The sequence below is a fragment of the Cysteiniphilum halobium genome (assembly GCF_003574425.1).
In the GTDB taxonomy this organism is placed as follows: Bacteria; Pseudomonadota; Gammaproteobacteria; order Francisellales; family Francisellaceae; genus Caedibacter; species Caedibacter halobius.
Window position 1 is genome coordinate 1 of sequence record NZ_QLIU01000008.1, and the last position, 22425, is coordinate 22425.

Here is a 22425-nt window from a genome sequence, read left to right on the forward strand (position 1 = left end):
TTGTCAGCTGTTTGAGGTGCTTTTTCATGGTGTGCAAATCAAGAAAAAATAGCGCTTCAAGCAGCAGTTTGCAAATTTTTCTTCGTGTACAGAGACTTTGCATAGTATTACATTTCTACCCGTTATGCATAAAATTTAATGAATAATGTCCTAAAATAGGTATGAATGCCAGCATCCTGTACCGGGAAAACGATAGCATCCTCGTCAGTTTCATTGACATGTGAATGCCACCATCCAGGTGGTGTTATAAAAGCTTTACCGGATTCCCATTGCATAATCACTGGATTAACATGCTGCCCATTATCGTCTAGTGTCTTACTCATAATCGTATACACACGTCCTTTAGATTTATCAGGTGCATAAAGACATAGATCTAATGCAACAGAATTATGTTGATGTGGTAATTGAATACTTTGTTTAGCAGTAATATTAAATAATGACCATAGAGTTGGGGTTACTGTTTTGGTTAAAGGACAGTCTTCATTAGACAATAAAATACCATTTCTATTTCGCTTTTTAGCATTGAAATCACTATTAAATTGTTTGACAAGTTCTTCAATTTCAGCCCTGCGGTAAATGCTTGAACTAAAAATCCTTGTGGTGGGTGTAGCACCAAGATATGACATCAGTGGTGCATCATTCACCCAATATAACTTTGCTGGTTCTGCGGCATAAATCATAATATTTTCAGTATAAGGAATAGTAATAATATCCCATTGCCCCATTTGGCAACAACCAGATTGTTTTGATGAGACTGTAACTGAACCAGAAATGACAATGAGTAAATTTGATGTGGCATTTGCTTGACAGTTAATATTCTGACCAGTGGAAAGATTAATAAAACTTGCCAAGCACGCTGGTGAAGTTGCAGGATAAGATGTTTCCAACATCACCGATAAATCTATAGGAACAATACCGTTTTCCTGCGAATCCATATAGTGTGGCAAAATTGCTGGCATTTTAACGTTAGCAGCTTGAGTATATTCAAAGTATTGTGGGCGAGATAGATGACTTTCAGTAATAGACATTATTTTCACTCCTATGCTAATTTTCAATTCTTCAGTTGATTAAAATGTATGAGTACCATTACCGTGAACAAGTTTTTTTCAAGGTGCAGAGACATTCTGCCAAATTATCCACGCTGACTCAACTATTCTGACTTATCGGGAGATATATACACTGCAAAATGATTTATGATGCTATTTATAAAATGCTGAAGTAGCATACTACCAGAAAAAGTAAGAGATAAGTAGAAGCTACTACATCTTTAAATGTTGATCAGGTATGATAGATTACCTTTTTATAAATCAGATTATTTTATGGCAAACACTCAAAAAATTGTTCTTGTTGATGGGTCATCTTATCTATTTCGCGCTTTTCACGCATTGCCCCAATTAACCAATCGCCAAGGTGAGCCAACGGGGGCAATTTTTGGCGTGATTAATATGTTAAAAAAATTGCCCAAGCAATTAAATACAGATCATATAGCTGTAGTGTTTGATGCTAAGGGCAAGAACTTCAGACATGATCTTTATCCAGAATATAAAGCCAATCGTAAAGCAATGGCAGATGAACTAAGAGCGCAAATTTCTCCAGTGCATGAGATAGTGCAAAAGCTTGGATTTCCGTTGATTATAGTGGATTCTGTTGAGGCTGATGATGTCATTGGTACACTTGCCAAGCGCTTTGCTAAAGAAGGGCATGAAGTGGTGATTTCAACAGGGGATAAAGATATGGCACAACTTGTCGATGCGCATATTACCCTAATGGATACGATGAAAAATGAAATAACCAATCGCGAAAAAGTCATTGCTAAATTTGGCGTAAATCCTGAGCAGATTATTGATTATTTAGCATTGATGGGAGACCCCTCAGATAACATTCCGGGTGTGCCAAAAGTGGGGCCAAAAACAGCAGTGAAATGGTTATCAGAGTACCAAAGCTTACAAGGTGTAATCAAAAATGCCGATAAAATAGCAGGGAAGGTAGGAGAGAATTTAAGGGAAAGTCTAGCCTTTTTACCTCTATCTTATAAGCTTGCTACCATTAAATGTGATTTGGATTTACCCTATACTGTTGATGATATGCTTTGTGTCCATCCAGATGTTGATTATCTTAAAAAGGCTTTCACACAATACGAATTTAAAGGCTGGTTGCGTGATCTTGAGCAGCAGTCAAATATAATGACTGATACACAAAATCATGAAGTAGAATCTATTAATGTCACATCGAGCTTGAATTATCAGATTCTTCTGACAGAGGAAGATTTCAGTGCTTTTTATGATGAATTTAAAAAGGCAGACATATTTGCCTTTGATACCGAGACAGACTCACTAGATACGTTTAATGTCCGTCTTGTTGGTATATCATTTGCATTAAAGCCGTATCATGCGGTGTATATTCCACTACAACATGATTATGATAATGCACCAATACAACTGTCATTAGATTGGGTTGTTCATAAAATTAAGCCGATTTTAGAAAATGATCAGATCGCTAAAATCGCACAGAATGCCAAGTTTGATCTAAAGGTACTAAGCACAGTTGGTATTAATGCTAAGGGGGTTAAATATGATACGATGCTTGAATCATATGTTCTAAACAGTTCAGTCACTCGCCATGATATGGATTCCTTAGCTAACCATTATCTGCAAGTCAAAACAGTAAGCTTTGAAGAGCTTGCAGGCAAGGGTAAAAATCAGCTGACCTTTAATCAGATCGATATTGCAAAAGCTGGATTTTATGCTGCAGAAGATGCGGATATTACTTATCGTTTGCATGAACGTATTTGGCATACGTTAAAGGATATAGACAGTTTACGTGAGCTGTATATCAAAGAAGAATTGCCGGTGAGTTTTGTTATCGATCGCATGGAGCGTATTGGTGTTAAAGTAGATGCAGATTTATTGAAAGCACAAAGTATGTCATTAGCAGAAAAAATTACCCAGTTAGAAAAAGAATGTATTGAATTAGCAGGTCAGACGTTTAATCTCTCTTCTCCCAAACAATTGCGTGAAATTCTCTATGATCAAATGGGCTTGCCAATTTTGAAAAAAACGCAAGGCGGACAAGCATCAACTGCTGAGGATGCTTTGCAGGAATTGGCTGAGATCTATGATTTCCCGAAGCTTATTATGGAGCATCGTCATTTAACCAAATTAAAGACAACTTATACCGATAAATTGCCATTGATGATTAACAGTAAAACATCACGGGTGCATACTTCTTATCAACAAGCAATAACAAGTACGGGGCGTTTATCATCGACTGAACCTAACTTACAAAACATTCCAATTCGCTCAAGTATCGGCCGCGAGATTAGAAAGGCATTTATTGCTGAGAAGGGATATAAGATTTTAGCAGCAGATTATTCACAAGTTGAGTTGAGAATCATGGCGCATCTATCACAAGATCCTAATTTACTTCATGCTTTTCAGCAAGGTTTAGATGTGCATCGCGCAACAGCTGCTGAGACATTGGGAATTAAGCCAGATGATGTGACTTCAGAGCAGCGCCGTCAAGCAAAAGCGGTTAACTTTGGGCTGATCTATGGCATGGGTGCATTTGGTTTGGCGAAACAGTTAGGTATTCCACGCGGTGAAGCGCAGGAATATATCGATATTTATTTTGCGCGTTACCCAGGAGTCAAGCGCTATATGGAAGATGCCAAAGTGTATGCCATGCAACACGGCTTTGTTGAGACGATCTTTGGTAGACGTTTGCATTTGCCTGAGATTAATTCACGCAATATGGCAAAAAAGCGTGCAGCAGAACGTGTCGCCATTAATGCGCCAATGCAAGGCTCAGCAGCTGATATTATCAAGCGTGCAATGATACTTATCGATAAATGGATTATCAAAGAGCATATTGATGCTAGAATGATTATGCAAGTGCATGATGAGTTAGTATTTGAAGTGAAAGAAGATCAGATAGAGAAGGTTGGTAAAGAGATCAAACAATTTATGGAATCAGCAGTTTTATTAAAAGTGCCGCTTATTGCGGATGTAGGTGTTGGTGATAACTGGGATGAGGCGCATTAAGTAGCCAAAAAATTAAGTTGAATTTCAAGCATTCCCCTTATCCGCGCAGCAAGCTACGCAACCTTTCTCATAAGGGGAGAAGTGACAGATGATGCCACTTGTTTTTTCTGTATTAAGCTAGGAATTGTTCAACAAGCTCACAGGTAAACCATACTCCAACGCCACTGATTTCAGTAGGAATAGGTGCTAAGCCATTCTTATGGCGACATGAAGCCAAGTCCATATGTAACCAACGGATATCTTTACCAACAAATTGCTGTAAGAACTTAGCTGCCAAGATATGATCGGCATTACCCGTGACGTAACATTGTTTCAAATCAGCAATATCGGAATCAAGTGCCTTAAGATAATGCTTATCCATTGGGAAAGGCCAAACTTTTTCAGCACATTTGGCACCGTATTTGACTAAGTTTGGTTGCCAGTCATAGTTGTTACTAAAAATTGCAGAGTATTCAGTGCCTAACGCGCGCACTGCAGCACCTGTTAATGTCGCATAGTCAATAATAACTTCAGGTTTATCTTGGCTTGCTAGACATAAGGCATCAGATAATGCCATGCGCCCTTCGGCATCGGTATCAACCACTTCAATTGTCTTGCCATTTAATGCAGTAACCACTTCATTTGGCAGGAAAGCATGCTCGCCAATGTTGTTGTTGGTAATTGCAAGATAGCAGTGCACCTGGTAAGGTACTTGCAATAGACTCAGTGACAATAAGCTACCAACGGCAACAGCACTGCCCATCATATCGTCATTCATGCCATACATATATTGTGGTTGTTTTAAGCTCACGCCGCCTGTGTCAAAGCAGATACCTTTACCAACAAGAGCGATGCTTTTATTATATTCTTTTGGGGTGTAGGTCAATTTAACAATGCCAGCCACTTCAGAAGCGCGTGCCACTGCACTAAAGGCGCCAGCTCCCATTTTGGCTAAACTTTCTTTGTCATAAAGCGTATATTGCCAGTCCTCGCGTTTGGCGATATCTTCTAATAGATTGATATAAATCTGTGGTGTTAAATAATTAGTTGGGAAAATAGTTAAGCGACGAGCTAGCGCATTACCATTATGCTTAGCTAGTACATCTAAAAAATCACTTTCACTGTAATCACCAATAATATTGATGTTAACCTCTTGTGTCTTATACTCGCGTTTATAATTAGGCATTTCCTCAGTGTGTGCTAATAGTGTACGCATACAGGCATCAGCGGTTGGCTCGCTGGCATGCTCAGCAAGAAAAACAATATTTTTCGCCTTAGCGATATTTACACCTTTAACAAGTTCGGACAAATCTTTAAGCCACAAGTAAAGCTCGCATTCATTAACATTTTCTTTGATGATAATATGGGTGCCTTTGGCATTGGGTAGTTGCGTGTGATAGCCTTTTTTACATTTGGGTGCTTGAGACTTTTTGCGTGAGTAAATAAGCTCACCTGATGGTAAGTTTTGCCATTGCGTTTCATTATCGGCAATCGCGACAATAAGATCTGCATTATGATGATTATCATCAAAGTGAGCAAAAAAGTGTAAGCGTGCTGATGCTAATGTATGTAGTGAATGCATTGATTTAAACCTATTGATAAAACTCATTAGGCACTTAGTATAAACACACTTTTAGGTAGTATGAATCAGAATTACCTATTTTTCGTAATAACTGCATGGGAAACAGCAGAATTATGCTTGCAAAACCAAGATGATGGGCTAAAATAGCCTGAAGTTTAAGGGCTCTTAGCTCAGTTGGTTAGAGCAGCGGACTCATAATCCGTTGGTCGCAGGTTCGAGTCCTGCAGGGCCCACCATCTTTAAATCCTTTCCCCATAATCTTTTGGTCATGTAAACAAAGTCTATAGAGCCATCTATACACTGAGTATGATCATGGGAAAGTTGAGTTGAACTATATACTCGCTTGAGTAAATGTCACTTTATATTCTTGGCTTATCGGTTGACCATCATATTGACAAACTGGTTTTGGATCATATTGTGTCCCTGCTTTGCACGAAGACTTTGGAACCTTACCTGGACAACCTGGCCATGTTGGTGGTGCAAGAGAAACTGCACAGCCATCACAACCTGGGGGAAATACGCCAGGAAGTGTCAGAATTTGACTTAAATTACTTGTGTTTAAGTTTATTGTTTTTCCTCCCGCCATTGATTCCACTTTAACATTAAAGTTTTGTCCATTGACCAAGCTAACATCATAATGATCGCTACCGCCTGAGTTAAGGACAAACTCAACTACCGTTGTTGGGCAGGGACCTAATGGCCAATGACCTTCACCAGAGCTTATATCTAAATGTAAAGTTGATGTGTGCGTAAAACCATCTAAAGGTATTGATTGACTATCGCCATTTGGAATTTTCACATGGCATGTTTGAGCGTTTCCTTGGCCACTGGTATAAAGGCATGGATATTTTAATTTCTTAAAGGATAGTTTAACAGCGGATGGGATAGTTGGGACATTAGCAACCATAAAATAGAAAGTTTGATCTTGACCTGTATTATTGATAATTGAAATTGATTTCCCAGTATTTGGGCTCCCTAATGTATCTTCAGTAATTGCAAATGATACCCCACTGATAGCTATTGCAAAAACACCTAAACATAGTTTGTGCATATTCATAAGTTGACTCCAATATTTTTTGCTTCCTGAGCAAGTATAGTCAATAATTTCTATGGTTCCATGATAAAATAAAAGCAATTGGGTGGGTATATACCTAACAGTTTCAAGACAGCATATGGTGTTGCCATTTAGCGGGAATTACTGTTTCATTGCCAAAAACTTAGTTACAATGCGAGCCTTTATTGTTAGGAGTCTTATCTGTGACCATCGTTAAGAATGCAGCTGTTGTGTTGATTTTGTTATCGATTAGCTATTAAGTATCAAGTGATGAATGAAACGACAACTATTTGTTATACCGCTGAGCAGCAGGCAATTATTGAACATAGCCTATCTCAACATGCGCTGGTTTCTGCAGTCGCAGGTAGTGGCAAAACACAAACTTTAATTGCACGGATTGAGTTTTTATTAAAAAATGCGGTTAATCCTAGCGAGATTCTGGTACTTATGTTCAATAAATCTGCGGCGAATGATTTCACACAACGATTGAATAAACTTAATATCAATGTTCGCATAGATATCAAGACATTTCATGCGCTAGGACTTAAAACCGTCAGTTTCCTAGAACAGAAAGGACTACTGCCAGTGGCACAATTAATCGATAGAAAGAGCATGCTTGAGAAGCTGGTGCGTGAAGCATTGCAAAAAACCAATCAGTTACTCAATGAAAAGGAACCAATAACGCCTGAGATTATTGATCGTTATCAGCAATATATTGGGCTTTTAAAGTCAAGTTTATATCTCAAGGAGATGCTTAAGCAGGTAGAGCCGTCTGAGCAAAGCAAAGTAGAAGCCTTTTTTCGTTTTTATGAGCAGTTAAGGGCATATTATCGTTGGCGAACATTTGATGATTTACTCTATGAACCCATGAAGGTGTTAAGTGCTAGCAAGGCTTTAGCAATGCGCTTTGGCAATCGCTATCGCTATGTGATTGTTGATGAATATCAAGATATTAACGATGTGCAGCAGTCATTGCTTAAATTGATTTCAAGTAATGCTCAATCGGTAATGGCAGTTGGTGATATCGATCAGACGATTTATGAATGGCGTGGTTCGCGGCCCTTTTATATGCTCAAAGGTTTTGTGCAAGATTTTAAAAATGCTAAAACTTACACTTTATCGCAGACATTTCGTTATGGACACTTGTTGTCAGTGATGGCAAATGAAGTGATTCAACATAATAAACAACGGTTAAAAACATTATGTTTTTCAGCACCTGCAGCTGCAAAGAAAACCGATGTGAATATCATTAGTAAAAATAAATTAAAGCTGTTGATTCAAGAGGTTGCCCAAAACATTCGTGATGGTGAGTATAAGCCTGAAGAGGTTACGGTTTTGGTGAGAAAATATAGCTCAGGTGTGTTGCTTGAATTGTCTTGTTTGCAAGAAGGCTTGAATTATCATATCGCTGGTGGTCAGAGCGTGTTTAAACTACCATTAACACAATCAATTTTTGGGTATTTATCGTTAGTTGATCAGGGTAAATATTTCCAGAGACTACCAGATCAGATACGTAAAGAAAAAGTCACGCAAATGTTATCATTTCCAAGTTTGTATCTAAATATCTCACAACTTGAGGGGTTAAGTGAATTACTCTGTGCAACCCCATTAAATCCAACAGTAGCATTGCAAAACTTCAAGCAACATTATGATCTGCCATTTTATCAAATATCACGTGTTAAAGAGCGTCTTGAGCTTTGGCAAAACATGCTTGATGTTAAGCCAAAAGCACCAGCGTCAACAGTGATGAAAATGCTTTATACACTACTGGATCTCACCACCTATTTGGCAAAAAAAGCGGCAGTAAGTCCTGTATATACTGATAGTGATGTTGCTGATGCCTGGCTTAATTTTAGCTTAGAAACAAAGCAAACAATCACTGATTTTTTAGATCATTTTAATGCCTTACAAGTGCAGGCAAGCCTGTCAAAACAGGATAAAAATGGTTTGCTTATTAGCTCAATTCATAAAGCCAAGGGTTTACAATGGCAACACGTGATTCTGTGTGATATGACAGAACAAAGCTTTTTTAGTAATAGCAAAGATAAGCCCCCTACACATGATGAAATAGAAAGTGAGCGCCGTTTGTTTTATGTAGCGATTACGCGCGCGATTTCAAAGCTAAGTATTGTTGCTGGTAATGATGTTGCCAAGCTTAATAAATGGTTTTTTGAAGGTATCAGTGGTGCACCACAGGGCTTACGTAAAACCAATTCAGTACGATTCTTATACGAAAGCCATCTGCATCAATGTGAAATTTTACTGAAAGCACATTTAGATCAAGATCAAATTGCATTAAAATACAAGTCAAAACACAGTGTCTCCATGGCAAACTATCTTAAAAAATTAGCAACAGTATTAGGGGACAACTGTTCTAAACATTAAATCCTTTAGCCTGCCAATCACCATGCCATAAGTTGATTAAAAATAGTCAGACACAATAAAAAATTAATCTGAAACTCTAAACTTCAGTACTCTTAAAATCAGGTAAACTATGGCCAAAACAACTTGCAGATATTTTACATAATAACTCATCATTAATTATTTTTTTAAAATTCTCAGAATAAGAATAGTTTGCCTTAGAGAATAGAAATGCACCCTCTTCGTCCCATGCTGACATCTCAGTTAAATCTTTTGACAGGTAATATGCATGATTTTTTGTCGAATTTATTGTGCCATAGTCTTCAGTTGAATGTAGCATATAAAGTTTATTAGTCGTCGAATAGATGCTTGGGTTATCATATTGATCCTTTTTGTAATCGCGCACTTTTAGTTCTCCTGTTTGTTCTCTCACCACAACTCTCAAATCTTCAATACCATTAGCATGACTTGCCTTCTTAGCTAATATTGGTATTAGATCAATTATTTGTTTACCAGTTAAAATATAGTATGAATTTTCTATTTGCTTATTACCTATTAATATACTTGCAATATCGGCATTATTTAAAGGTATTCCTAGATCTGAAAAGAAATATAACATTGCAGCATGACTACAACATGCTGAAAGTCCTGTGCTTTCTTTGACTACATTGAATAAAACAGGCACCTCAGACTTTTCAATTGGTCTAGGAGATGAATGATCTATGTTTATATCTTTAGTAAAATTCTTGTTGTTAATCGCTTTTTCTAACATGACCAGACTAATTTCTGAGGTAATAATATCTGGAGCTAATTCAAATACATGCCCACCTGGATCAACCCCCATTACTGGGTTATTATTGCCATAGTAATAACCATTAATTAATCCTTGATTATTGAACGCATAACTATCCACCTGCATAAAGCTTCTCAAATATGGATCATAATCACGTGCCTTTAAATAATATAAACCAGTCAATGGATCAAACATATAACCAGAATATTGCAGTGGATTAATAGCAAGATCTAATGTGCCACTGTCTGTCTTCTGAACTCCGTCTTCCGTCTTCTGAACCCCATAAACACTATATTGATAAAACTGCGTATTAGTACCTAATTCACCAATGACAGAATCATGACGGTTGTGTAAAAGCACAGTTGTATCACCATTAACACTACGCACTACCACACTATTAGCGATTAAATACGCGGATGAATGTGCACCATCGCTTGTGTTTAACAGTTGATTATGGCGTGAATAGTAATGCACAAGTATCTGAGTATTGCTTTGCACCACAGCACGCAGACCATTGGCGTAGTAATAATCGCTTTCTTTAGCACCTGAGGCGAGACTTACTTGTGTTAGTTCATTTGCAGTATTATAGCTAAAACGCGCGCGCTTATTGTCCGTAGATATATTACCATTGGAATTATAGTTAATTGTTGAGCTGATCAAAACACTGTGATGATTTACACATTTCTTACCCATTGATTTGATACCATCTAGCGAATATGCCATGCTTTGGGTGATCAAAAGGCATGATATTATCATGGCAATAGATAGCTTAGATTTATTATTTAACATTTTTTACACCATAATTGATTATTTAATATCTTGTTTATAAGTAAATAGGATTGAAATTCATACAGCAGGGTGAAAGTCAATAATAATTTACAGGCAGATGAATGTGCGAATTGAATCAAAATAATCTTGGCAAAATAGCTTACTCATCCTCAGACAATCGTGTTACTTTTACTCATTACCTAAAAAGAATCTTTATTTATGTCTATGTACGAGCAGTTACAATCGTTATTAAAAACGCGTATTTTACTTCTTGATGGTGCGATGGGCACGATGATTCAAGCCTATGATTTAACGGAAATGGACTATAGAGGGCGAATGTTTAAGGAGGTAGACACAGAACAAAAGGGTAATAATGATTTATTGAACTTAACACAACCGGAGATTATTCAAACGATTCATGAAAAATATTTGGCAGCTGGGGCTGATATTATTGAGACCAATACATTTAATAGTACCTCTATTTCTATGGCGGATTACGCACTTGAAGATCATGTCTATGAGATTGCTAAAGCTGGTGCCGAAATCGCTAGAAAAGCCACGTTAAAATACACGACAAAAGATAAACCACGTTTTGTTGCCGGCGTTTTAGGACCAACAAACCGTACGCTATCCATCTCGCCAGATGTTAGTGATCCTGGCTTTAGAAATATTACCTTTATGCAATTGGTTAGCGCTTATCAAGAGAATTTGCGTGGTGTAATTGATGGTGGTGCCGATATTATTTTGGTTGAGACGATTTTTGATACCCTAAATGCTAAAGCGGCAATTTATGCGATTGAAGATTATTTTGAAAAACACGGTATATCGATGCCTGTGATGTTATCAGGGACCATTACCGATCAAAGTGGGCGAACATTATCAGGGCAAACGGTGTATGCTTTCTATTATAGTTTAAAACATGCTAAAGCATTATCGATTGGGCTTAATTGTGCTTTGGGTGCGGATGATTTGTATCCACATATTGAGGCTTTGGCAAAGACTGCCGAGGGGTTTGTTAGCATGCATCCAAATGCGGGATTGCCTAATGCCTTTGGTGGTTATGATGAAACCCCTGAGATTATGGCAGATAAACTCAAACCATTTGTTGAGCACCGTTTGGTTAATATTCTAGGGGGGTGTTGTGGTACAACACCTGAGCATATTGAAGCGATGGCAAAGCTTATTGAAAATGTAGCACCAAGAGCGATTAAACAAAAAGCTAAAACGTTATGTCTATCAGGCTTGGAAAGTTTGGTGGTAACACCTCAAAGCAATTTTATCAATATCGGTGAGCGTACCAATGTCTCAGGGTCATTAAAATTTGCTAAACTTATTCGTGATCAGGATTTTGAAGCAGCCCTTCATGTTGCACAAGAGCAAGTTGAAAATGGCGCGCAAATCGTTGATGTCAATATGGATGATGGCATGCTAGAGACACGAGCTTGTATGGAGCGTTTTTTAAAGCTTATCGCCACGGAGCCTGATATCTCCAAAGTGCCAATGATGATTGATTCTTCTAAATGGGAGGTGATTGAAACTGGTTTGCAACAGATTCAAGGCAAAGGGGTAATTAACTCAATCAGTCTTAAAGAAGGCGAGGCTGAATTTATAAAGCATGCCAAACTGGCTCTGCGTTATGGTGCTGCCATTGTTGTGATGGCGTTTGATGAACAAGGGCAAGCAGACACCTTGCAAAAACGGATTGATATTTGCCAACGAGCATATGATCTTTTAGTCAAAAAGATAGGGTTTCCACCCGAGGATATTATTTTTGATCCGAATATCTTTGCCGTTGCCACAGGTATTGAGGCGCATCACAGTTATGGTATTGATTTTATTGAAGCAACTAAAGAGATTAAAAAGCGCTGCCCCCATGCACGTATCTCAGGAGGCGTTAGCAATGTCTCATTTTCATTTCGTGGTAATAATTTGGTGCGTGAAGCCATTCATTCGATCTTTTTATATCACGCGATTAAAGCAGGTATGGATATGGGAATTGTCAACGCCGGACAAATTACGATTTATGAAGATATTGACCCCAAACTTAAACAATTGATTGAAGAGGTAATTTTAAATACACGCAAAGCGGCGGCTGATGAGCTTGTTGAATATGCGCAAACCTTATCTGGCACAAAAACAGACAAAAAAGAAGATCTTTCTTGGCGCAAGCAATCGGTGAGTGAGCGCTTAAGCTATGCTTTAGTTAAGGGCATTAACCAATATATTATTGAAGATACAGAAGCAGCAAGAGTGGAGCTTGGTAATCCCCTAAGTGTGATTGAAGGCCCTTTGATGCAGGGGATGGATATTGTGGGTGATTTGTTTGGTTCAGGTAAAATGTTTTTGCCACAAGTGGTCAAATCAGCACGTGTCATGAAGCAGGCAGTTGCTTATCTTGAGCCATTTTTGCAAGAAGAGAAATCCCAAGCACAAAAAGCCAAAGGTAAAATTGTACTTGCTACGGTTAAGGGTGATGTGCATGATATCGGTAAGAATATTGTTGGCGTGGTACTGCAATGTAATAACTATGAAGTCATTGATTTAGGGGTGATGACACCCTATCAAAAAATTATCGAAACTGCCAAAAAAGAACATGCCGATATGATTGGTTTAAGTGGGCTTATTACGCCGTCACTTGATGAGATGATCACGGTTGCCAGTGAGATGGAGGCGCAAAATGTCCACTTACCCCTTTTAATCGGAGGTGCCACCACATCAAAGATCCATACTGCTATGAAGATATTGCCAAAACATGATTTTCCAACGGTGCATGTATTGGATGCATCGCGTGCAGTGTCAACGATGGCGAATCTTTTGGGTGATAATAAAGAGAGTTATTATCAGAAGATCAAAACGGAATATGAGCACTTGGTAGCGCATTACCAAAAGAGTAAACAAGCACGTGAAATCTATGCCTATGAGAAATGCAATAGCCAAAACTTGAAATTGGTATTTGATCAACAGACGATCCAAAAGCCTAAGCAGTTAGGGCGATTTGTATTAATGGATTACCCATTGCAAAATCTTGTTGATCGGATTGATTGGAGCCCCTTTTTCCATGCATGGGAATTAAAGGGGAGTTATCCTAAGATTTTGCATGATCCGCACAAAGGGCAGGAGGCGCAGAAACTTTTTAATGATGCCAAACAGATGCTAAAGCAAATTATTAATGAGAAATGTCTTCAAGCCAATGCCGTATATGGCTTGTATCATGCCAATAGTGTTGGCAATGATATTGAAGTATATGATACAAAGGGTTCAACCTTAGCAAGATTCCAGACATTGCGTCAGCAAACGGGTAACCCGAATAAGGCATTTGTCGCATTAAGTGATTATATCGCGCCAAAAGGTCTTAATATCGATGACTATATTGGTGCTTTTGCCGTTACTACGGGGATTGAAACGTCCGATAAACTTAAAACATTTGAGGAAAATCATGACCAGTATAATGCAATTATGTTTAAAGTATTAGCCGATCGCTTGGCTGAGAGTTTTGCTGAGCACTTACATGAGCGCATTCGCAAAGAGTTTTGGGGGTATGCTACAGATGAGTGCTTTGACAATGAGGCATTGATTAAAGGCAAATATCGCGGTATTCGTCCGGCATTTGGTTATCCGGCTTGTCCAGATCACACTGAAAAAGAAACCTTATTTCAGCTATTAAACGCGTCTGAAATGGGGATGCATTTGACTGAGTCGATGGCAGTAACACCTGCGGCAAGTGTTAGTGGGCTTTATTTTGCGCATCCTGAGAGTAAGTATTTTGGTGTAGGGAAAATTGCGGAAGATCAGCTTGAAGATTACGCCAAGCGCAAAGGTATGAGTATTACTGAAGCGGAAAAATGGCTGCGTCCTAATTTATTTTGAGATGCTAAGATTAAACTCGCCTAATCCCCAAAATCCATCTTTCCCAGTGACTGCTTGGTTATTATCTAGTGCTATAAAGCCTTTAATGGTACGAACAACGAGCCAGATTACCCACCAGATATACAAAAGATAACCAATGATAACAAAAGCTAAAACAATCGATAAGATCAGATAAATCAGACCATACCAAAAGGTTTTAATCTGAAAATCAAAATGAGTCTTAAGAGCGGATGTCACATCGTGTTCATTTCTTTTGATATACGCCATGATTAGCCCGATTAGCGCGGTAATGCCGGTAAATAGACCGACGATATAGAGGATATAGATAATTTTGGCATAGGTTTCATTTTTCATAGATGTCCTTGTTTTCTTTACTGTATGTAATCAATAAGAATTAAGTTGAGTTTTAATTATTCCCCTCACCCGCGCAGCGTAAGCTGCACGACCTCTCCCGCAGGGGGAGAGGTGAGAAATAGCGTAACTTATTTCTTCATCATTACTATATTGTTGACGACAGCTTGCCTTAAGCTTGCTAGATCTGCAAGCGTGTCAGTTTGATTAGATATAGCTGCCCTTGACAGAGTCTTTGGGCGCTCATTTGCTAAAACAATGAAACTATTCATTGTTTCTTAACGCATTCGTTATTGGCAAAATATCATCATGCAAAAGTGCTAAGTAGATAACGAAAATTATATAGAAAGCATCTGTGGGGTAGCGATAATAATGATGGACATTGGCACTGAAATCGCTGAAGATAGCAAGCATAATTAGCATGCCTTAATGTTCCATGAATTTACAGCAACTTGCCACACAAAGTGGATTGTCGATTAAAGCCACTGAGAATATTGTTTCATTATTAGCCGAAGGGGCAACTATTCCCTTTATTGCACGTTATCGCAAAGAGATGACAGGTGGGGCAAGTGACACAGATCTTCGAAATTTTTATGAACAGTATCAATATTTACAGAAGTTTGATACGCGTAAAGAGGAAATTATTCACACATTGAGTGAGCGTGGTGTCTATGATGAATTATTAAAAAAGGAATTTGAACGAGCCAATACATTAACTGATTTAGAGGATATCTATCAACCTTTTAAACAAAAGCGCAATACGCGTGCGCAGGTGGCGATTGAGAAAGGGCTGCAACCTTTAGCAGATACGCTACTTAAAGCCTATGATAGTGAGGTGGCATTTTATGATCGCGCTAAGTCATTTGTCAAAAATGGTGTGCAAACCGTTGACGAGGCAGTGCAAGGTGCGATGGATATTGTCGCGGAAATTTATGCTGATAATGCCAAGGAACGCGCCTATGTGCGCGATCAAGTATCGCGTTTTGGTAGCTTACAGGTTAAAGCCACCAAAACATGTAATGACCAAGGTAATTTTGCACAGTTCGACCAGTATCAATCTAATGTTAATAAAATACCTGCACATCGTTTGTTAGCGATTTTTCGTGGTGTGGCTGAAAAAGAGCTAAGCATTAAGATTGACATAGACCATAATCGCTATAAAGAAACGATCACACGTTTTAAGCTACCAAGGCACGCTGCGGGCGTATCAACATTGTTGATAGAGGCTTATTATGATGGCTACAAGCGATTGTTATATCCGTCAATTGAGCGTGAGGTAATCAGTACCCTAAAAGAGAAAGCAGAAACTTCAGCCATTTATGTTTTTGCTGATAACTTAAGTCATTTGCTGATGGTGCCACCAGTTAAGGCACATGCTGTGTTGGGTGTTGATCCTGGGTTTAAAACGGGTGCTAAGTTAGCAGTTATTGATGAAAAGGGCATGTATTTGGCAGAAGCTGTTATATATCCAGCACCTCCGCATAACAAAACAATAGAAGCTAAAAAGATCGTTAATGATTTAGTTAAAAAATATCACATTGATACCGTGGCAATTGGTAATGGTACGGCATCGCGTGAGTTACAAGATTTTTTCGCTAATTATAACAAAGACACAGAACAGAAGCTTCGCTATACCGTTGTCTCTGAAGCTGGTGCTTCAGTTTACTCAGCTTCTGAAGTGGCCGAAGAGGAGTATCCACAGTTAGATGTTACCGTAAGAGGGGCAATTTCAATTGCACAGCGCTTGCAGAACCCGATGGCAGCATTGGTGAAAATTGATCCTAAAGCCTTAGGTGTCGGTCAATATCAGCATGATGTTGATCAAAAGAAACTAGTGCAAAAACTAAGTGATGTTACAGAAGCGGCTGTGAATAGTGTCGGTGTTAATTTAAACACAGCATCAGCACAGTTATTAGCATATGTTGCAGGCTTAAGTCCACGCTTAGCAAAAGAAGTGGTGGCATATCGCAATAAAGTCGGTGGCTTTAAAAATATTATCGAGCTTAAGAAAGTCAAAGGTTTAGGTGATAAAGCATTTGAGCAGTGCTCAGGCTTTATGCGCATTCCTGAGGCGCATGATCTTTTGGATAATACTGGTGTGCATCCTGAGCATTATGCGATTGCTAGAGAACTATTAACAAAATCAAATGATGAGCTAAAGCAGATCGATATTGTAAGTTTTGCCAAAATGCATAATATTGGCGAGCCAACGTTAAGAGATATTATCAAAGAGTTACAAAAGCCAGGCTTTGACCCACGTGATGAATTGCCTGAGGTTAGTTTCAGTGCTGAAGCCTTAGATATAGACTCGCTTAAAGTCGGTATGATGGTTTCAGGTGTTGTACGTAACATCACAGACTTTGGGGTGTTTGTTGATATAGGTTTAAAAAATGATGGTATGATTCATATTTCTAAATTAAGCACTAAGCGCGTCAGTCACCCAAATGAAGTGGTCAGTTTAAATGAGCAACTGCCACAGATTAAAGTCATTAGTATTGACCTTGAACGCCAGCGAGTTGGGTTGAGTCTTGTTGGGTGATATAAAAAATATAAAGAATAAATGATTTAGAAACTATGAGTAACAGTAGAATAACGCGCTTATTGCACCTTGAAAACGATGATGCATATCAGGCGATGAGTATGCCGATTTATCAAGTGAGCACTTTTGACCAGCATAGTAGTAGTGCATTTGAATATTCGCGTGTGCACAATCCAACTCGTCATTATCTAGAAAAACAGCTGGCTATTTTGGATGAAGCGCATGCGGCATTTGCAGTTAGTAGTGGCTTGTCAGCACTTAATATCGTCTTAAGCATGCTAAAAGCAGGTGACGAGCTTATTGTTGGTTGTGATTTTTATGCAGGATTGTCATTTATTTTGGAAGAAATGTGTGAGGATCGTGGTATTATTATTACGCAAATTGACTTACAAGAGCCTAATAATTTATCTCAAGCAATAAGTACAAAAACCAAGATGGTGTTATGTGAGACGGTGTCTAATCCATTACAGAAAATAACGCCTGTTGCTGATTTGGCAAAGATCACTCAAACGAACAATATTTGCTTGGTGGTTGATAATTCTTTAATGTCATCTTATGGCTTTATGCCACTTTTGCATGGTGCTGATATTGCTTTGCAGTCATCTACTAAGTATCTCGTTGGACATGCAGATGTTACCTCGGGGGTGATTGCTACTAATGCACAGTTTAGAGAAAAAATTGCTAAGATTATTCGCCAAACAGGCTATGCGCTGGATCCATTTCAAGCATGGTTGTTATCCAGAAGTTTAAAAACAGTGCATTTGCGCATGGCTGAAATAACCAAGAATACAGCTGCTATTTATGCATTATTAAAAGAAAGTAAATGTTTTAAAAATATCTATTATGTCGGTGATTTAACACAAAAAAACGCACATTGGCTTAAGGAAAATTGTGAATCTTTGGGTGGGCTTTTGGCAGTTGAGTGTTTTGATCAGGCACAGTTTGAGCAATTTTATCAAAAAGTAAAAGCGTATTTCCCAAAAACGGTGAGTTTTGGTGCGGTACACTCATCTTTAAGCCATCCAGCAAGCATGTCGCACAAGGATGTTCAAAAACTGCAACAAATTCAATTACAAGTCTCGCCATGGTTGCTAAGATTATCCATCGGATGTGAGGTATTGGCGGATACGCTCATGGTATTTCAGGAGTTTGTCGATGAATATAATCAAACAGCAAAAGCAGCAAAAACAGAAAATACAAAAGAAAAGCAAGATTGCAAGAAAAGCATCAAGCAGTATTAAAGTCATATCACTTATTTTAGGTATCACTTTAACTGCTGTACTAAGTGCTTGTGCACCGGTTGTGATCGCCGGAGCGGGAGCCGCAGTTGTTGGTAGTAATGTTGCAGGCAGTAGTGTCGATGGCAAAACCAATGCTTCGGATAAATCAATTCAATTCAAAGCGATTTCATTATTAAATGATTACCCAGCGCTTAAGGGTAATTCCAATGTTGAGCCGGTAGTCTTTAATCATATCGTATTGCTATTAGGACAGGTACCAACCGAGACACTTAAAACAGAGATTGCCAATCGCATGGCTAAAATTCCAGGTGTCAAAGTCGTCTATAATCAACTAACCATTGGTGACCCAGTTGATATTGGTGATTATTTGGCAGATAGCTGGATTACGTCTAAAGTGATTTCGTCTTTGGTCTCAAGCGGTGTAAACAGTTTGAAGTTCAAAGTAGTAACCGAAAAAGGCGTGGTCTATCTATTGGGTGTTGTGACCAAAGCAGAGGGTAACAAAGCATCACGTATAGCTGCGAATGTTTCTGGGGTTAAAAAAGTCATTGAAGTGTATGATTATGTGTCTTATCCAGTTGAAGCGCCAAAAGCGGATAAACAAGCAATAGGGAAAGAAGAATGAGTCATTCAATGCAAGGACAGGATGAAATAAAGAGAAAAGAACGAAAGGAAAAAAGCGAAGTTCAATATGATTATGGTGTGTTTATTGGGCGCTTTCAGCCGTTTCATGTCGGGCATTTGTACAACATACGTTACGGATTGTTGTATGCGAAAAAAATTATTATTTTAATTGGTTCAGCTTTTAGGGCGCCAAGTATCAAAAATCCTTTCTCCTATGAACAGAGACGGACAATGATTCTGTCTGATTTGAAAGCTTCTGGTATTGATCTAGAGCGTATTATTATCGAGCCTGTTAGTGATTGGTTTTATAATGAAGCAGGCTGGCGTAATGAAGTACAAGAGCGGGTTGAACAACATGCAAATAAAGGAAGTAAAGTGGCTATTGTTGGGCATCAAAAAGATGCCAGTAGTTATTATCTGAAATGCTTTCCATTATGGCAGCATATCGATGTCACTAACTTTGATAACTTTAATGCAACAGATTTTCGTGTGAAGTTATTCAAGGATCATGTACTGGACCTGAATTATCTGATTGACAATGAGGATAGCAAAGGGAGTTTAAGAGTGTTGCAAGACTATATGCAAACACCAAGCTATAAAGTGTTGTGTGATGAGTTTAATTATATTGCAAATTACAAAGCTTCTTGGCAGGATGCACCATTTAAGCCTGTCTTTGTCACTACAGATGCGATGGTGCTATGCAACAAGCATTTACTACTTATTCAAAGAAAACAAGCACCAGGCAAAAATCTATGGGCATTACCCGGTGGTTTTTTAGATCAAGATGAGCGTATTATTGATGGTATATTGCGTGAGCTCGAAGAAGAAACAACACTGTCTATCTCTTTAGAAACAATAAATCAAACCTTGCTTGCTCAAGAGGTTTTTGACCATCCTGATCGTTCACTACGCGGACGTGTTATAACACATCTGGGGCTGATTATATTATCTGAAAAGCATTTGCCAAATGTTATTGCGCAAGATGATGCAAAGGCGGCAAAGTGGATTGAATTAAGTGAAGTACTTGAGAAGATGTCAGATTGTCTTATGGATGATCACTATCAGATTATTAAGTTTATGGCGTCTAAATATGAGTTGATTATCTAATTGATGTGAGATATTGCTGATTTTTAATGCAAACATTTTATTTTTTAAAATCTCCTACTAGACTTAAATACAACTAAGATGTGTTTGCAACCTAAAGGAGATAAGTTATGAAAAAAATGTTATCGATTATCGTTATAGGAATATTTTTAAGTGGCAATATGGCTTTTGCAGCTGGTACTGATTTTCCAGCAAATTCTGTTATGGGTAATAAGCTAATGAAAAAAGATTTTCAATCATCATCTGTACAGCGACAAAAAGCAACGGTATATTTTCAAGAAACAGATTTATAGAATTTGTATGTAGAAGTTTAGAGTAATGCATCCCTTTTACTCAATTCAATGGCATTGATAGAATTTATGAAAATTTTATTTGACTGAGTATGCTTTTTGCGCTAATTTCTTGCGAGAAAATAAGACAAATTATTTTCACCTTCCCCCTACTCAATGGTTAAATAAAATAGGAACTAAATATATTTATGAAATTCCATAGAAAAATGATTTTTAAAGCATTTTCATTATTAAGTATATCTGCTACAGCTTTAGCACTAAGTGCTTGTGGCGGTGGTGGTAGTTCTGGTGGTTCTGCTGCTTCACTGACATCTTTGAGTGTGAATTTGGATACGGCTTTAGCACCTGGTGAGTCAGCACAAATCAGTTTGCAGACTTCTTCGGATGTCTCAAGAGTTGGTGTTAATTATCAGCCTGTCAATATTGCAAAAGTGATATCAAGTATCAGAACGTTGGTTGGCTCTGACTTTGAGAAATACTTTACGATTAGTAATGGTAATTGTGGCACTGAGTTACAAGCTCAAGGTGGTGAGTGTCAGTTACAAATTACAAGAAATAATGCTCCTAATGAAGGCACCACTACACAGGAATACACTAGTACAATCACCATAAATGGTGTTGAGCAAAGTATGAATATTGGCTATGAGCTAATTGGTACGAGATTTACCATTGAAAATGGCAATAATCTAAAAGTTACTCTGTATACCAATGTCGAAGAAGCAAATGCACCAATGTATTTTGCAGTAGATAATGCGACAGCACAATTGGCTTTATCACAAGAAAGTCAATCTTTTTGCTCGCTGACAAAAGTAAGTCAATCAGATAGTCCTGTATACAAGTTAGTTAATAATTCGCAGAAGCATGAGCTGTGTACCTTGGTAGTAACAAATGCAGCAAATGGAAAATTAATGAAAGCCTATTGGCAGTATCAAAATAATAAGCTAACTATCCCTGTCGTTAATGGCAAGTTTGCTATCAATAATAATGTCTTAACGCAAGTGACAAATTAACTTCACTTTGATAAAAACTTTATGGATTAAGCTTGGATAAGGATGTCTGCTGCTAGTATTATTTCAGATGGACTTATGCGCTTGTTATACAAATCTGCTGTTGATTATAATTAATTTAAAATAATTCCTTGAAAAGCGCAAAAGCGCCCGCAATTGTTACGCCGTAATAAAAAACCTAAAAAATAATTTAAGGCGTATCAATGTCACACAAACATCCAAAGCAGCACGAAGAAGATTTTGAGTTGATGGCAGGAGAAACTGCTGAACAAGAGACGACTGAATCTCAAGATATGGTTGATGAAGTCATTGCACTTCGCAAGGAAAATGAGTCGCTTAAAACAACGATTGACAACATGCAGGAAACGGTTGCCACTGCCGATGATAAAGTATTGCGTGCCCATGCTGAGATGGAGAATATTCGTCGTCGTGCACAAAAAGATGTTGAGAATGCACATAAATTTGCCTTAGAAAAATTCGCTAATGCATTGTTGCCTGTGCTTGATAGCATGGAGAAAGCTGCTGAAGTCTCAGCTGAGTCTGAGGAAGCCAAAGCAATGTCTGAAGGTGTCATATTGACGATGAAAATGTTAGTGGATACGCTAGAGAAATTTGGTGTGACACAGCTTGACCCACAGGGTGAGGTGTTTGATCCGAATAAACATGAAGCGATGGCAATGTCACCTAACCCTGAAATGGATGACAATATGGTGATGAATGTGTTTCAAAAGGGCTATGAACTAAATAATCGTGTTATTCGTCCGGCACGTGTATTGGTGGTTAAAAATTAAGAAATAATCAAAATAAAAACAAATAAAAACTTGA

General features: G+C 38.2%; 15 protein-coding genes and 1 tRNA gene. 11 read left to right on the forward strand and 5 right to left on the reverse strand.

Annotated elements, in window-relative coordinates; genetic code table 11:
- Positions 1–122 precede the first annotated feature (122 nt).
- Complete coding sequence (locus tag DNK85_RS02040; protein WP_235842348.1) at positions 123–1028, reverse strand: cupin domain-containing protein; 906 nt, start codon at positions 1026–1028, stop codon at positions 123–125.
- A 291-nt stretch (positions 1029–1319) separates the two neighbouring features.
- On the opposite strand from DNK85_RS02040, the gene polA reads away from it, so the two are divergent.
- On the forward strand, positions 1320–4040 hold the full coding sequence (gene polA, locus DNK85_RS02045; protein ID WP_119327956.1) for a DNA polymerase I: 2721 nt from the start codon (positions 1320–1322) through the stop codon (positions 4038–4040).
- A gap of 112 nt (positions 4041–4152) precedes the next feature.
- On the opposite strand, the gene DNK85_RS02050 is transcribed toward polA, so the two are convergent.
- Positions 4153–5601: a M17 family metallopeptidase gene (locus DNK85_RS02050; protein WP_162896474.1), complete on the reverse strand. Its 1449-nt coding sequence runs from the start codon at positions 5599–5601 to the stop codon at positions 4153–4155.
- Between the two features lie 159 nt (positions 5602–5760).
- Here DNK85_RS02050 and DNK85_RS02055 point away from each other — a divergent pair.
- Positions 5761–5837, forward strand: a tRNA-Ile gene (locus DNK85_RS02055).
- Positions 5838–5932: 95 nt separating this feature from the next.
- Here DNK85_RS02055 and DNK85_RS02060 read toward each other — a convergent pair.
- A complete protein-coding gene (locus DNK85_RS02060) occupies positions 5933–6658 on the reverse strand; it encodes a hypothetical protein (RefSeq protein WP_119327921.1) in 726 nt (241 codons plus the stop codon).
- Between the two features lie 267 nt (positions 6659–6925).
- Here DNK85_RS02060 and DNK85_RS02065 point away from each other — a divergent pair, with 267 nt between their 5' ends.
- Positions 6926–9040 carry an ATP-dependent helicase gene (locus DNK85_RS02065; RefSeq protein ID WP_119327922.1) on the forward strand — a complete coding sequence of 705 codons (2115 nt, stop codon included), beginning with the start codon at positions 6926–6928 and terminating at the stop codon, positions 9038–9040.
- Positions 9041–9116: 76 nt separating this feature from the next.
- Here DNK85_RS02065 and DNK85_RS02070 read toward each other — a convergent pair whose 3' ends face one another.
- Positions 9117–10598 (reverse strand): RHS repeat domain-containing protein, encoded by a 1482-nt coding sequence (locus tag DNK85_RS02070; RefSeq protein ID WP_119327923.1) that lies wholly within the window; start codon positions 10596–10598, stop codon positions 9117–9119.
- A gap of 198 nt (positions 10599–10796) precedes the next feature.
- On the opposite strand from DNK85_RS02070, the gene metH reads away from it, so the two are divergent.
- Positions 10797–14444: a methionine synthase gene (gene metH / locus DNK85_RS02075; RefSeq protein WP_119327924.1), complete on the forward strand. Its 3648-nt coding sequence runs from the start codon at positions 10797–10799 to the stop codon at positions 14442–14444.
- On the opposite strand, the gene DNK85_RS02080 is transcribed toward metH, so the two are convergent.
- On the reverse strand, positions 14436–14798 hold the full coding sequence (locus DNK85_RS02080; protein WP_119327925.1) for a DUF4870 family protein: 363 nt from the start codon (positions 14796–14798) through the stop codon (positions 14436–14438). The genes metH and DNK85_RS02080 overlap by 9 nt on opposite strands.
- 433 nt (positions 14799–15231) lie before the next feature.
- Here DNK85_RS02080 and DNK85_RS02085 point away from each other — a divergent pair, with 433 nt between their 5' ends.
- From DNK85_RS02085 to grpE, 7 genes are all read left to right on the forward strand, one after another.
- Positions 15232–17334: a helix-hairpin-helix domain-containing protein gene (locus DNK85_RS02085; protein WP_119327926.1), complete on the forward strand. Its 2103-nt coding sequence runs from the start codon at positions 15232–15234 to the stop codon at positions 17332–17334.
- 35 nt (positions 17335–17369) lie between these two features.
- Positions 17370–18575, forward strand: a complete 1206-nt coding sequence (locus tag DNK85_RS02090) for a trans-sulfuration enzyme family protein (RefSeq protein ID WP_119327927.1) — start codon at positions 17370–17372, stop codon at positions 18573–18575.
- Positions 18490–19200 carry a BON domain-containing protein gene (locus DNK85_RS02095; RefSeq protein ID WP_119327928.1) on the forward strand — a complete coding sequence of 237 codons (711 nt, stop codon included), beginning with the start codon at positions 18490–18492 and terminating at the stop codon, positions 19198–19200. Before DNK85_RS02090 ends, DNK85_RS02095 begins: the two co-directional genes overlap by 86 nt.
- Entirely contained in the window at positions 19197–20306 is a 1110-nt protein-coding gene (locus DNK85_RS02100; protein WP_235842349.1) for a bifunctional nicotinamide-nucleotide adenylyltransferase/Nudix hydroxylase, read from the forward strand. Before DNK85_RS02095 ends, DNK85_RS02100 begins: the two co-directional genes overlap by 4 nt.
- A gap of 107 nt (positions 20307–20413) precedes the next feature.
- Positions 20414–20596 (forward strand): hypothetical protein, encoded by a 183-nt coding sequence (locus DNK85_RS02105; protein WP_119327929.1) that lies wholly within the window; start codon positions 20414–20416, stop codon positions 20594–20596.
- A 185-nt stretch (positions 20597–20781) separates the two neighbouring features.
- Entirely contained in the window at positions 20782–21603 is an 822-nt protein-coding gene (locus DNK85_RS02110; RefSeq protein WP_162896476.1) for a hypothetical protein, read from the forward strand.
- A gap of 200 nt (positions 21604–21803) precedes the next feature.
- Positions 21804–22391, forward strand: a complete 588-nt coding sequence (gene grpE, locus DNK85_RS02115) for a nucleotide exchange factor GrpE (protein WP_119327931.1) — start codon at positions 21804–21806, stop codon at positions 22389–22391.
- The last annotated feature ends 34 nt before the right edge of the window (positions 22392–22425 follow it).